The organism is Stenotrophomonas sp. NPDC078853 (assembly GCF_044901215.1).
Classification (GTDB): domain Bacteria; phylum Pseudomonadota; class Gammaproteobacteria; order Xanthomonadales; family Xanthomonadaceae; genus Stenotrophomonas; species Stenotrophomonas lacuserhaii.
In genome coordinates, this window is the sequence record NZ_JBJDOQ010000006.1 from 1 (window position 1) to 12400 (window position 12400).

At 68.5% G+C, this 12400-nt stretch carries 10 protein-coding genes and 1 pseudogene; 4 read left to right on the forward strand and 7 right to left on the reverse strand.

Features of this window, described 5'->3' with window-relative positions:
* Positions 1 to 171 precede the first annotated feature (171 nt).
* Entirely contained in the window at positions 172 to 1047 is an 876-nt protein-coding gene (htpX, locus tag ACI2JH_RS08100) for a protease HtpX (protein WP_101100769.1), read from the reverse strand.
* 93 nt (positions 1048 to 1140) lie between these two features.
* Between htpX and gluQRS the strand changes: the two are divergent.
* From gluQRS to phaR, 3 genes and pseudogenes are all read left to right on the forward strand, one after another.
* Positions 1141 to 2078 (forward strand): annotated as a pseudogene (gluQRS, locus tag ACI2JH_RS08105) (tRNA glutamyl-Q(34) synthetase GluQRS).
* Positions 2075 to 2815, forward strand: a complete 741-nt coding sequence (locus tag ACI2JH_RS08110) for a beta-ketoacyl-ACP reductase (protein ID WP_404735906.1) — start codon at positions 2075 to 2077, stop codon at positions 2813 to 2815. Before gluQRS ends, ACI2JH_RS08110 begins: the two are co-directional and overlap by 4 nt.
* A gap of 207 nt (positions 2816 to 3022) precedes the next feature.
* Positions 3023 to 3613 (forward strand): polyhydroxyalkanoate synthesis repressor PhaR, encoded by a 591-nt coding sequence (phaR, locus tag ACI2JH_RS08115; protein WP_191771720.1) that lies wholly within the window; start codon positions 3023 to 3025, stop codon positions 3611 to 3613.
* A gap of 83 nt (positions 3614 to 3696) precedes the next feature.
* Here the strand turns inward: phaR and ACI2JH_RS08120 are convergent, their stop codons facing one another.
* The 6 genes from ACI2JH_RS08120 to ACI2JH_RS08145 all read right to left on the reverse strand — a co-directional run bounded on the left by ACI2JH_RS08120 (position 3697) and on the right by ACI2JH_RS08145 (position 11288).
* The gene (locus ACI2JH_RS08120; RefSeq protein WP_404735907.1) at positions 3697 to 4638 is read right to left on the reverse strand and encodes a TraB/GumN family protein; all 942 of its coding nucleotides are present in this window, start codon (positions 4636 to 4638) and stop codon (positions 3697 to 3699) included.
* The gene (locus ACI2JH_RS08125; protein ID WP_182656715.1) at positions 4635 to 5573 is read right to left on the reverse strand and encodes a DUF1684 domain-containing protein; all 939 of its coding nucleotides are present in this window, start codon (positions 5571 to 5573) and stop codon (positions 4635 to 4637) included. The genes ACI2JH_RS08120 and ACI2JH_RS08125 overlap by 4 nt, the downstream gene beginning before the upstream one ends.
* 11 nt (positions 5574 to 5584) lie before the next feature.
* A complete protein-coding gene (gene mutL / locus ACI2JH_RS08130) occupies positions 5585 to 7435 on the reverse strand; it encodes a DNA mismatch repair endonuclease MutL (RefSeq protein ID WP_404735908.1) in 1851 nt (616 codons plus the stop codon).
* A gap of 195 nt (positions 7436 to 7630) precedes the next feature.
* Positions 7631 to 9244 carry an N-acetylmuramoyl-L-alanine amidase gene (locus tag ACI2JH_RS08135; RefSeq protein ID WP_404735909.1) on the reverse strand — a complete coding sequence of 538 codons (1614 nt, stop codon included), beginning with the start codon at positions 9242 to 9244 and terminating at the stop codon, positions 7631 to 7633.
* A gap of 75 nt (positions 9245 to 9319) precedes the next feature.
* Positions 9320 to 9808 (reverse strand): tRNA (adenosine(37)-N6)-threonylcarbamoyltransferase complex ATPase subunit type 1 TsaE, encoded by a 489-nt coding sequence (tsaE, locus tag ACI2JH_RS08140; RefSeq protein ID WP_349999720.1) that lies wholly within the window; start codon positions 9806 to 9808, stop codon positions 9320 to 9322.
* On the reverse strand, positions 9801 to 11288 hold the full coding sequence (locus ACI2JH_RS08145) for an NAD(P)H-hydrate dehydratase (protein ID WP_404735910.1): 1488 nt from the start codon (positions 11286 to 11288) through the stop codon (positions 9801 to 9803). The genes tsaE and ACI2JH_RS08145 overlap by 8 nt, the downstream gene beginning before the upstream one ends.
* Positions 11289 to 11311: 23 nt before the next feature.
* Between ACI2JH_RS08145 and queG the strand changes: the two genes are divergently transcribed.
* Positions 11312 to 12394: a tRNA epoxyqueuosine(34) reductase QueG gene (gene queG / locus ACI2JH_RS08150; protein ID WP_101100760.1), complete on the forward strand. Its 1083-nt coding sequence runs from the start codon at positions 11312 to 11314 to the stop codon at positions 12392 to 12394.
* Positions 12395 to 12400 lie beyond the last annotated feature (6 nt).

Sequence of the window (12400 nt, forward strand, 5' to 3'; positions counted from 1 at the left end):
GGGGGGGGGGGGGGGGGGGGGGGGGGCGTTGAGCGCCATGGATGGCGCGAAACGAGGCCCGCATGGACGCAGCTTTTGCCGTCCCCCGACCAGCCCCACCGCCCGGCCCAGACCAAGGCTGTTGCACTGGAGCCACCCGCGAGGGGGTCCCACCCGTTCGACCAACCGGATTCAGACCGCCGTAGAAGAACGCAGCGCGGCAATCCGCTCATCCAGCGGCGGATGGCTCATCATCAGCTTGCGCAGGCCCTGCCCCATGCCGCCGGCAATACCGAACGCAGCGACCTGGCTCGGCAGCGTGCTCTGCCCATGGTTGACCTTCAGCCGCTCCAGCGCGGCGATCATCTTCTGCCGCCCGGCAAGCTGCGCACCGCCGGTATCAGCGCGGAACTCACGGTGGCGCGAGAACCACATCGCGATCATGGTGGCGAAGATGCCGAACACCATTTCCAACACGAACACGATCACGAAATAACCGATACCCCGCCCGCCGCCTTCGCGGTTGCCGGACATAGCACTGTCGATCACCCCGCCAACCACCCGGGCCAGCACGATGACGAAGGTATTGAGCACGCCCTGCAGCAGCGCCATGGTGATCATGTCGCCGTTGGCGACGTGGGCGATTTCATGGCCCAGCACCGCTTCGGCCTCGTCTTCGCTCATGTGGTGCAGCAGGCCGGTGGACACCGCGACCAGCGCCTTGTTGCGGTTGGCACCGGTGGCGAATGCGTTGATTTCCGGGCCGTCGTACACCGCGACCTCCGGCATGCCGATACCCGCTTCGCGCGCCTGGCGCTCAACGGTCTTCAGCAACCAGCGCTCGGTATCGTTCCGCGGCTCGGTGATCACCACCGCGCCGGTGGAACGCTTGGCCATCCACTTGGACAGCAGCAGCGAGATGAAAGAGCCACCGAAACCAAAGATCGCCGCCATGACCAGCAGGCCGCTCATCTGGCCGGGATTGACCCCCAGCACCGACATCACGATACCGGCGAGGACCAGCACCGCAAGGTTGGTAAGAAGGAACAGGGCTATGCGACTGAACATGGGGAAAGTTGGCTCTGGAGAGGGTAACGTTGCTAAATCTGCGGTGACTTCAGCTTGAATTCAAGCGCCAACCTGACCGACGATTCAGCCAGCATGACGCCCCCCATTCATTGCGGCCGGTTCGCGCCCTCGCCCACCGGTCCGCTGCACGCTGGCTCCCTGCTCGCCGCCTTCGCGAGTTGGCTGTCCGCCCGTCACCAGCGCGGGCGCTGGCTGCTGCGCGTGGAGGACGTGGATCCGCCGCGCACCGTCCCCGGTGCAGCGCAGTCACAGCTCGCCCTGCTGCGCCACCTGGGCCTGCACCCGGATGGCCCGGTGCTGTGGCAGAGCCAGCGCGAGGACGCCTACCAACACGCGCTGGATGCCCTGCTGGCCAGCGGCCAGGCGTTCGCCTGCCATTGCAGCCGGAGTGAGCTGGCTGCCAGCGGCGGCATCCACCACCGCTGCGTTGCACGCCATGCGCGCCCGGATCCTGCCATCCGCCTTCGCGTAGCACCCGCCAGCGTGGTGTCGTTCGAGGACATGCTGCGTGGCCCACAGCAGCAGGACATCCATGCCGATGTCGGTGATTTCGTCCTGCGCCGCGCCGATGGCTGCTGGGCGTATCAGATGGCCGTGGTGGTGGACGATGCCGCGCAGGGCATCACCGAGGTGGTGCGCGGGGCGGACCTGCTCGATTCGACCGCGCGTCAGATCCTGCTGCAGCGGGCACTCGGGCTGCCCACCCCCACCTATGGCCACCTGCCGCTGTTGCTGGGTGCCGACGGCCGAAAACTGTCCAAGTCCGAAGCGGCGCAGACGGTGCACGAAGGCGACCCGATGGCCGTGCTGCGGCAGCTCTGGCAACTGCTGGGACAGCCCGCCGCTGCACTGGCCGGCGCGGCCACGCATGCCGACCTGCTGCAACGGGCTGCGGCGGCATTTGATCGCAGCAGGGTGCCCCTGCATGACATTTCATCGCGGCAGGCGCACAGCAGCCCGTGATGTTGCAGAATCCCCCTTCCCCCCACGTTTACGGAAACGCAGCATGACTCCACGCGTCGCACTGGTCACCGGCGGCACCGGCGGCATCGGTACCGCCATCTGCCAACGCCTGGCCGACCAGGGTCACCGGGTTGCCACCAACTACCGTGACCACGCCAAGGCGCTGGCCTGGCAGCAGGCCATGGCAGCTCGCGGCCTGGCGATCGCGATCTTCCCTGGCGATGTGTCCAGCACGGAAAGTGCCGAGGCGATGGTGCGTGCCGTGGAAGCCGAGCTGGGACCGGTGGAGATCCTGGTCAACAACGCCGGCATCACCCGCGACACCACCTTCCATCGGATGCGCGCCGAGCAATGGCATGAGGTGATCAACACCAACCTCAACTCGGTCTTCAACGTGACCCGTCCGGTGATCGAGGGCATGCGCCGCCGCGGCTGGGGGCGGGTGATCCAGATCAGCTCGATCAACGGCCTGAAGGGCCAGTACGGGCAGGCCAACTATGCGGCGGCCAAGGCCGGCATGCACGGCTTCACCATCTCCCTGGCACGCGAGAATGCTGGCTTCGGGATCACCGTCAACACCATTTCCCCGGGTTACGTGGCCACCGACATGGTCATGGCGGTGCCGGAGGAAGTACGCGCCAAGATCATCGCCGATATCCCGACCGGGCGGCTCGGAAAGCCGGAGGAAATCGCTTACGGCGTGTCCTTCCTGGTCAACGACGAAGCGGCCTGGATCACCGGCAGCAACCTGGACATCAACGGCGGCCACCACATGGGCTGGTGACCACCGCCCTGACTGCCCGCGCAGTGTGGCGCTCGCCGCACGCGCGGGGCCCGACAGGCCGAACCGCAACGAAAATGCTGCGCAACATGAAAAGCCTTGCTGCGCAACATGATCGGCCCCGCAGGGCCCGCCACAAGGGCTTCCGGGCGTTGCAACGGGTGCTGCGCTGCGCCATGCTGGGCGTCTACTGTGACGAGTGCTTGCTTCATGGCTGCTACCCGCATCATCAAGAAGTATCCCAACCGCCGTCTGTACGACACCGAGATCTCCAGCTACATCACGATAGAGGATGTGCGCCAGTTGATCCTGGACGGCGAAGACTTCGAGGTCCGCGACGCCAAGAGCGGCGATGACCTGACCCGCTCGGTCCTGCTGCAGATCATCGCCGACCAGGAACAGGACGGCGAGCCGATGCTCTCCACCCAGCTGCTCAGCCAGCTGATCCGCTTCTATGGCGATTCCCTGCAGGGCTTCATGGGCAACTACCTGGAGCGCAGCATGCAGGTGTTCCTGGACCAGCAGCAGCAGTTCCGGCAGCAGATGGGCAACCTGCTCGGGCAGACGCCGTGGGCGATGATGAACCAGCTGACAGAACGCAACATGGAGCTGTGGCAGGAGTTCCAGCGCAGCATGGGAAGTGGCTTCGGGCCGCGCCCGGGCGGCACCTCCACCGGGACCGGTCCGCGGCCGGGCAGCGCGCCGGGCGGTGCCGCGCCGCGTTCGGGCACCGGTCCCGGCGCTGCGCACAAGCCGACCGAAACCGCCGGCGGCACCGGCGGCAAGGGCCGCACGCGCTGATCCCGGCGCGGCCGCTGGCCTGATGCAGAACGGCGCGCCCTTGCGGACGCGCCGTTTTTCGTTACCGCACCAGCAGCCGGCGCTCAGCGCTTGGCGCGCACCCGCTCCACCTTGTAGCCCTTGGCCTTCAGCTTCTCCACCACGCCATCGCTGCCCAGCAGGTGCAGCGCGCCCACCACCACCAGCGTGCCGCCCTGCCCGGCCTGCAGGTGCGGCTCCAGCTTCGGCAGCCAGGCATCGTTGCGGTCGCTGTTGATGCGCTGATAGAGCTGCGGATACTGCCGCTTCATGTCCACCGCCATGCGGTTCCACATCAGCACGTCGTCGCCGCGCCGCCACGCATCGTGCAGCGCGCGGATCTCGGCATCGCCCTTGTCGGATTGTTCCAGCGCTTCTTCCACCATCTGCCGCTGTTCGGCGATGCTCATGCCGGCCAGCACGCCGATCTGTGTATCGATGGTTTCCAGGCCAAGGATCGGTTTTCCCGCCTTGGCGGCCCGGTCCATGAAGTGTTTGTCCAGCCCGAGCGCGGGGTCCAGCCCCATTTTCTGCATCTGCGCGATGCTGATGCTCAGGCCGACGAACCACGGCTTGAGACCCTGCATCTGCGCCAGCGGCAGCGGATTCTTCGTGGCGTAATCCTGCAGCCTGGCCCAGGTGGCATCGCCGAGGTCACGGCGCAGTTCGCTGCCATCGGTGCGCATTGCCGCCTGCACCATCCTGCCGGCCAGCTCCGGTGATTCCATGTCCTGCGCCGACAGTTCGAACACCACGCGCTGCGCTGCGTCGAAGGCGTTTTCAGCCTCGGCGGCCAGCGGGTAATCCTCCGGTCGCAGCAGGTGGAACGAGCCCAGCAGATAGACGCGGGCATCACCGGCGCCGGTTACCTTCCACAGCAGCGGCACCGGTGCGGCGCGCGTGGCCGCCGGCTTGGGCGCGGCCACCGGCGTTGCCGCGATGGTGCTGAAGGCCGCAGCGAGCAGCAGCAGCGGGGCGATCATCCAGCGGGAGACGGAACGCTTCATGGCGCACTTTCCTTGGGCGGGTGGTAGGCGCGTTCGCCGGCCTCGATGCGCAGGTCCAGCCGGTTTTCCGGCGGTGCCAGCGGGCAGGTCGCGAACGGAGTGAACGCGCAGGGAGGATTGTAGGCGTGGTTGAAATCCACCAGCACATGGCCGTCGGCGCCGGGCGGGTCGGTGTCCAGGTAGCGTCCGGCCGGGTAGCTGCCGTGGCCGCTGGTGCGGTCAGCGAAGATCAGGAACAACGGCGCACCGGGCTCGGCGATGGCCTCGATCCGGTAGGTCGTGCCGTCATGCTGGAACTCCACCAGCCCGGCGTTGGGCATGGCGGTGGTCAGGCCGGTGATATCCACGATCGGCAGCGTCTTCCCGGCCGGGTGCGGCAGGAAACGCGCGCGCACCTGCCACTGCGGTCCTCCCGGCCAGTAGTCCAGCCCGGTGAATCCGCTGCGCGAGGTGGCGTCGGCATGCTTGATGCGCAGCGCGAAGCGCTGTCCGCGCTGCAGCAGGCTGAGCTGCCCCTTGCCGTCATCGAAGGCGATGCGGGTGGGCTGCGGGTCGTGGTCGCTGTTGAACGCGATCGGTCCGGTCACCGCCGCCCCGTCCACGCTCAGCGGCACGCCGCGTTCGGGAGTGAACGACCAGCGCTGCCCCTGTCGGCTGACCATGCCCAGCTTGTCCGGCCCTGCGGCCAGGCGGATGCCACTGCCCGGCCCACGCCCGATGTAATGCGCCTTGTGCTCCAGCCAATGCAGGCCGACCAGCGCGGTCCAGCCATCCGGCGCGGTCAGCTCCTGATAGCGCTGCATCCGCCACTGCTGCTGTTGCCGTGCGAAGGCCGGATCTTCCTGCACGGCAGGCGCCGCTGCGGGTGCCTTGCCACCACAGCCGCTCATCGCCAGTGCCAGCATCAGTCCGGCGCTGCTGTACCCCTTCCCCATGATCATCCCCTTCACCGTCCGCGCAGGAACCAGCGGTCGATCTCCGCCAGCGAAAAACGTGCCCAGGTCGGGCGCCCGTGGTTGCACTGGCCGGAGCGTTCGGTGATTTCCATGTCGCGCAGCAGCGCGTTCATTTCGGGCACCGTCAATCGCCGGTTGGCGCGCACCGCGCCGTGGCAGGCCATGGTGGACAGCAGTTCATCGCGCGCGGTGGCCACGCGCCGCGACTGGCCGTGTTCGCGCAGGTCGCCCAGTACGTCGCGCAGCAGGCCTTCCGGCTCGGCGTTGGCGAGCAGCGCCGGGATGCTGCGTACATGCAGTGCGCCGGGGCCGGCACGGGTCACCTCGAAGCCCAGTGCGGTCAAGGTCTCCGCTTCGCGTTCGGCGGTGTCGGCCTCGCGTTCGCCCACCGCCAGGGTGATCGGTACCAGCAGTGGCTGCGCATGCAGGCCGATGCCATCGTGGGCATTCTTCAGCCGTTCGTAGCCGATGCGCTCATGCGCGGCGTGCATGTCCACCACGATCAGGCCTTCGGCATTTTCGGCCAGTATGTAGATGCCATGCAGCTGTGCCACCGCGTAGCCCAGCGGTGGCACCCCGGCATCGGCGCTGGTCACCGGCAACCCACGTTCGGACGGCATCGGCGGCAGCGATTGCTGGCTGCCGGCAGGCCCGGCGTACAGCGCGGCGTAGGCCGCCGGCGCATCGGCCACCTGCAGGCCCAGCGGCGATTGCTGCGCGCCCCAGTTACCGTAGCCTCCGCCACCGCCTCCGCTGCCCGGCTGGCCGCTGGACCATGGCGTCGCCGCCTGCGGAAGGGCCTGCGCTTCGACACCGGCGCCGATCTCATGTGCGGCCATGCCGGCGCGGGTATCGGCCAGTGCGTCCTTCAGGGTGCGGTAGACGAAGTCATGCACGAGGCGCGAGTCGCGGAAGCGCACCTCGTGTTTGGCCGGGTGCACGTTGACATCCACCCGCGTCGGATCCAGTTCCAGGAACAGCACATACGCCGGCTGCCGGCCATGGAACAACACGTCGCCGTAAGCCATCTTCACTGCGTGCGCCACGCTGCGATCACGCACCGAGCGGCCATTGACGTACAGGTACTGCTGATCGGTGCTGGCGCGCGAATAGTGCGGCTGTGCGATCCAGCCGTGCAGGCGCAGTCCGGCGCCGCTGTGGTCCACGCGCACGGCCTGGTTGGCGAAATCCTCGCCCAGCGTTTCCCCCAGGCGCGCATCCGAGTAGAGGTCGCCGGGTTTGTAGCGGCGCGAGGCTTTGCCATTGTGCGAAACGCGCAGTTCCACATCCGGGCGAGCCAGCGCCAGCGAGCGCAGCCATTCTTCGATGTGCCCCAGTTCGGTACGCTCGGCGCGCAGGAACTTGCGCCGCGCCGGCACGTTGTAGAACAGTTCGCGGACTTCAACGGTGGTGCCCGGCGCATGCGCGCGCGGCAGCACTTCGCCCAGCTTTCCGCCTTCGATCTGCAGCGCCGAGCCGTGCTCGTCCTGCGCGCGCCGGGAGGCGAGCGTGAAGCGGCTGACGGAGGCAATGGACGGCAGGGCCTCACCCCGGAAGCCAAGCGTAGCCACCGCTTCGAGGTCGTCCAGGCTGGCGATCTTGCTGGTGGCGTGGCGGGACACCGCCAGCGGCAACTGCTCGGCAGCGATGCCACTGCCGTTGTCGCGGATCCGGATCAGGCGCACGCCGCCTTCTTCCAGTTCGATATCGACGCGGGTGGCACCGGCATCGATCGCGTTCTCGACCAGTTCCTTGACCACCGAAGCCGGCCGCTCGACGACTTCGCCGGCGGCGATCTGGTTGATCAGGATCTCCGGCAGCGGACGGATGGTAGCGCTCATGCGCCTGCCCGCCAGCAGGCGTGGAGCACAGTGCGGATGGAGTGGGAAACAGAGGCTGACTTCATCCGCCGATGATAGCGGATGGGCGGCTCCGGCCGCGCCGCGCGCCGGTAGTGACGGCCGCTGTGGGTGACGACCGTTGGTCGTCACCGCTTCGCCGCTGCGCTCGCCGAGCATGGCTCGGCGCTACCGCGGCTACTTGCTGCCGCCGGCCACGGTGCTGGCCGCTTCCATCTCCGCCTGCGCACGCGCGGCGTACAGGGTTCCCGGGGGCGGCTGACGGGTAAAGAACACATTGACGCCATCCAGCACGGCGGCGGCGATCTTGCGCTGGTACGCCGGATCCATCAGGCGGCGCTCCTCATCCGGATTGGAGATGAAGGCGGTTTCCACCAGCATCGCCGGCATGTCCGAGGTGCGCAGCACCGCGAAGTTCGCCCGTTCGATGTTCGGCTTGTGGTTGTTGCCGATCCGCTTCAGTCCGCCCAGCACATGGCTGGCAGCATCTTCGGAGGCCTTCATGTAACCGCTCTGCGCCAGGTCCAACAGCACGTTGGCCAGCGTGCCCTCGGTGCGCTGCAGGCTGACGCCGCCGATCAGGTCGGCCGCGTTTTCCTTGTCCGCCAGCCAGCGGGCGCGCTGCGATGAGGCGCCCTTGGTGGACAGCACGTACACCGACGAGCCTCGCGCAGCGCGGTTTTCCGCGGCATCGGCGTGGATCGAAATGAAGATGTCCGCCTTCGCCGCACGCGCTTTCTGTGCGCGCATGGGCAGCGGAATGAACACGTCGCTGTCGCGCGTCATGTAGGCCTTCAGGCCCGGCATCGCGTTGACCTGGCGGGCAAGCTCGCGTCCAACGGCCAGGGTGATGTCTTTCTCACGCTTGCCGCTGGGGCCCACGGCACCCGGATCCTGGCCGCCATGGCCGGGATCGATGGCCACCACCAGCGGACGCATGCCCGGCTTCATGCTCACACGCGCCACGTCGCTGGGCATGCTCGGACGCGGCGCGACCGGCGCGGTTTCCGGCGGCTGCGAGGTAGCGCCTGAAGGAGCGGCCGCAGCGCCGGTACGGGTCGGCATGGTGCCGGCGATGGTGGTACGCACCGGCGCCGGGGTCGGCTGGCCGGCCAGGATGGCGGCCGGCGAAGGCGTGGCGGCGTCGGTACCGGCGCCGGTTCCGGCAACGGTGGCCGTGGTGGTGCTGGGCAGCGTTGCCGGTGCTGCGGGCGCAACGGCGGCAGCCGTGGCCTGCTGCTGGACCTGTGCGGTGAGCAGCGCGGTGGCCCGCGCGGCATCGCTGCGGGTCTGCGCGGCGTTCACTGCCGTGGCCGGCGGCGGGGTGGCCGCTGCCGTAGCTGCCGCAGGGATCGGCGCGCTCGCAGGCGGTGACATGCGGGCTGCCGCGGCCGGCGCATCGCCAGGCCATTCAATGACCAGCTTTGACTGCCCAGCCTGCTGCTGCATCTGCGGCTTGAACGGGGCCACGTTGTCGGCAAGGTCGAACACGACGCGGAAGGTGCCCGGCACCGGCTGGCCGGTACGCACCGCCGTGACCACGCCCTGCGCGGCCGGCAGCTTCAGTCCGCGCACTGCCGAGGAGTCTGGAAAATCCACGACAAGGCGGTTCGGACCGGACAGCGCGATGGTCTTGTAGCCACCAGAACCGGCCAGCGAAATCTCGGCGCGGGTGCCGGTCGCACCGGTATCCAGGCGCACCTGGTTGATCTCACCCGCCCACGCGTCGGCACCCGCCAGGGCGAGTCCGGCAGCAGCACAGAGAGCAAGAGTTCGGAAGGGTAAGCGCATGGCTCAGGATTCAATCACTGCGCTGAACAGATTGCAAACCTTTTCCCTTAATAATCCGTAACTTTCATCAGTTTGTTACGGTCGATATACAGAAAGCGAAGCTAACTCGCCAGCTTCATGCAGTCGCTTCACCCAGGCTTCACCGGAATCGCTCAATGGAATGAGACTGGCGCGTCGGCCTTGGCCGGCCATTTCCAGTTCGAGCCGCAGATCCGTCGGCGGCAAGGCTCCTGCCCCGCGCTCCGGCCATTCCACCAGCCACAGCGAGGCGGTGCCCTCGTCCAGGCCCAGGAAGTCCAGTTCGGCCGCTCCACCGATCCGGTACAGGTCCATGTGCCAGGCCTCGCTGCCGTCGGCCAGCGGGTAGCGTTCCACCAGCGTATAGGTGGGACTGCGGATGGCACCGGTCACGCCCAGCGCACGCAACAGCGCGCGTGCGGTGGTCGATTTACCCGCGCCCAGGTCACCCTGCAGTTCAAGCAATGCCTGCGCCGGGCGGGTCGCCGCCAGCGCCTGGCCCAGCAGGTCGGTGTGCTCGGGAGTGGGGAGATGCAGTTCAAGCATGGACAGGATCCGGATTGCAGAGCCGGCGCAACGGCGCCAGCAGGTCGGTGGGAAGCAGGCCGCGCTGGCCGTCGGCAGCAGCGACATCGCCGGCCAGCCCGTGCAGCAGGGCGCCGCCGGCCGCGGCCTCGAACGGCGCCAGACCCTGCGCATGCAGGGCGGCAATGATGCCCGTGAGCAGGTCGCCCATGCCGCCGACCGCCATGCCGGGATTGCCCGCGCCGATTACGGCGGTATGCCCGTCCGGCGCCGCCACCAGGCTGCCCGCACCCTTCAACACCACTACCGCATGGAAGCGCTCGGCCAGTGCAGTGGCCGCGGCGAAGCGGTCGGCCTGCACCGCAGCGGTGGTGGTCTGCAGCAGTCGCGCGGCCTCGCCGGGATGCGGGGTGAGGATCGCCTGCGGGAGGGCCTGCGGATCGCGCGCCAGCAGGTTCAGCGCATCGGCGTCGACCACCAGCGGCTTGCCGCTGTCGCGGGCATCACGCCACAGTGCCTGCGCCCAGTCGTCCTGCCCCAGCCCCGGCCCGATGGCGACGACGCTGGCCCGCTGCAGCAGCGCCTGCAGGTCCGCGTTGCAGTCCACCGCGTGGCTCATCGCTTCGGGCAGCCGTGCCAGCGCCGCGCCGATATGTTCGCCGCGCGTAGCCAGGCTGGCCAGGCCGGCACCGGCCCGCAGCGCCGCGTGCGCTGTCATCAGCAGGGCACCGCCGCTGCCATGGTTGCCGCCCACGCACAGCACATGTCCGGAGGTTCCTTTGTGGGCGTTGCGGCGACGCGGCGGCAACAATCCAGGCAGGCGGTCGCGCTGCCAGTAGTCGGCGGCCGCGTGCACACCGCCCCATGCATCTGCTGGCAGCGGCAAGGTCGCCAGCTCGCACTGGCCGGCATGTTCCAGTCCCTCGCCGGTATGCAGTCCGCGATGGGCCACGATGAACTGCAGCGTCAGCGTGGCGCGCACCACCGCACCCGGCGCACTGCCGCGGTCGGCGTCGATGCCACTGGGCACATCCAGCGCGAATACGGGCGCAGCCTGCGCGTTGATCGCTTCGATGACCGCCTGCGCCGAAGCGCGCGGCGCCTGCCGCAGGCCCAGCCCGAACAGCGCATCGACAATCACATCGGCGCCGGGCAGGTGCCCATCGAATGGGGTGCTGCATCCACCGGCGCGCGCCAGCTCGGCGGCGGCACGGGTACTCAGCGCGGTGGACGGCGATGTGCCCGGCAGGGTCAGCACGCTGACCTGGCGGCCGGCCTGCAGCGCATGCAGGGCCAGCACGCAGCCATCGCCGCCATTGTTGCCCGCCCCCACCACCACCGCGATGTGCCGGGCATCGGGCCAATGCTGCAGCAGGCACTGCCACGCGGCCTTGCCGGCGGCAGCCATCAACGACCAGCCGCCATCACCGGCCAGCGCGGAAGCGCGCGCATCCAATGAACGGGCGGCAGCGGAATCGAACAGAGCAGAAGGGTCCAGCATGCAGGGATTCTATACTTGCGGGCATGCATCCCGATTCCCCCCCCCTGCCCGCCGGCCTGGATCCGGCGCTCGCCGTCCAGCGCATCCGCGCCCTGGCGCGTGCGCATGGCTTCCAGCGCTGCGGCATCGCCGGGGTGGACCTGGCCGAAGACGAGGCGCACCTGGCGGACTGGCTGGGCCAGGGCCTGTACGGCACGATGGACTGGATGGCGCGGCACGGCACGCTGCGCGCGCGGCCAGCCGAACTGCTGCCCGGCACCGTGCGGGTGATCTCGCTGGGCATGGACTACAGCCACAAGGACGACACCGAAGCCTGGGCCACGCTGGCCGATCCGGGGCGTGCCTACGTCGCGCGCTACGCGCTGGGCCGCGATTACCACAAGCTGATGCGCAACCGGCTGCAGAAGCTGGCCGCGCAGATCAGCGATGAAGTGGCGCCGCTGGGTTTCCGCGTGTTCGTCGACTCCGCGCCGGTGCTGGAACGCGCGCTCGGCCGCGATGCCGGCCTGGGCTGGATCGGCAAGCACACCTGCCTGATCGATCGCCACGGCGGCTCCTGGTTTTTCCTTGGCGAGATCTACATCGACCTGCCGCTGCCGATCGACCAGCCTGCCAGCGCGCACTGCGGCACCTGCACCCGCTGCATCGAGGTGTGCCCCACCCAGGCCATCATCGCTCCACAGCGGCTGGATGCGCGGCGCTGTATTTCCTACCTGACCATCGAACACGACGGTGCCATCCCCGAGCCGATGCGACCGCTTATCGGCAACCGCATCTACGGCTGCGATGACTGCCAGCTGGTGTGCCCCTGGAACAAGTTTGCAAAGCGCACCGACGAAGCCGATTTCCGCGCACGCAACAACCTGGACCGCGCGCGCCTGGACGAGTTGTTCAGCTGGGACGAAGCGGAGTTCCTGCAGCGCACCGAAGGCAGCCCGATCCGCCGCAGTGGCCATGAGCGCTGGCTGCGCAACATCGCCGTGGCGCTGGGCAACGCACCGACCTCACCGCAGGTGGTGGAGGCGCTGGCTACCCGCAGCACGCACGATTCGGCGCTGGTGCGCGAACACGTGCAATGGGCGCTGGGGCAGCACGGCGCGGCGTGATCGCCC

What these genes read in the sequence shown, in the direction of transcription:
- ACI2JH_RS08145 (WP_404735910.1), bottom strand. Translation starts at nt 11,288, where the DNA reads ATGCTGGACCCTTCTGCTCTGTTCGATTCCGCTGCCGCCCGTTCATTG.
- tsaE (WP_349999720.1), bottom strand. Translation starts at nt 9,808, where the DNA reads ATGCTTGAACTGCATCTCCCCACTCCCGAGCACACCGACCTGCTGGGC.
- ACI2JH_RS08110 (WP_404735906.1), top strand. Translation starts at nt 2,075, where the DNA reads ATGACTCCACGCGTCGCACTGGTCACCGGCGGCACCGGCGGCATCGGT.
- queG (WP_101100760.1), top strand. Translation starts at nt 11,312, where the DNA reads ATGCATCCCGATTCCCCCCCCCTGCCCGCCGGCCTGGATCCGGCGCTC.
- ACI2JH_RS08125 (WP_182656715.1), bottom strand. Translation starts at nt 5,573, where the DNA reads ATGGGGAAGGGGTACAGCAGCGCCGGACTGATGCTGGCACTGGCGATG.
- ACI2JH_RS08135 (WP_404735909.1), bottom strand. Translation starts at nt 9,244, where the DNA reads ATGCGCTTACCCTTCCGAACTCTTGCTCTCTGTGCTGCTGCCGGACTC.
- ACI2JH_RS08120 (WP_404735907.1), bottom strand. Translation starts at nt 4,638, where the DNA reads ATGAAGCGTTCCGTCTCCCGCTGGATGATCGCCCCGCTGCTGCTGCTC.
- mutL (WP_404735908.1), bottom strand. Translation starts at nt 7,435, where the DNA reads ATGAGCGCTACCATCCGTCCGCTGCCGGAGATCCTGATCAACCAGATC.
- htpX (WP_101100769.1), bottom strand. Translation starts at nt 1,047, where the DNA reads ATGTTCAGTCGCATAGCCCTGTTCCTTCTTACCAACCTTGCGGTGCTG.
- phaR (WP_191771720.1), top strand. Translation starts at nt 3,023, where the DNA reads ATGGCTGCTACCCGCATCATCAAGAAGTATCCCAACCGCCGTCTGTAC.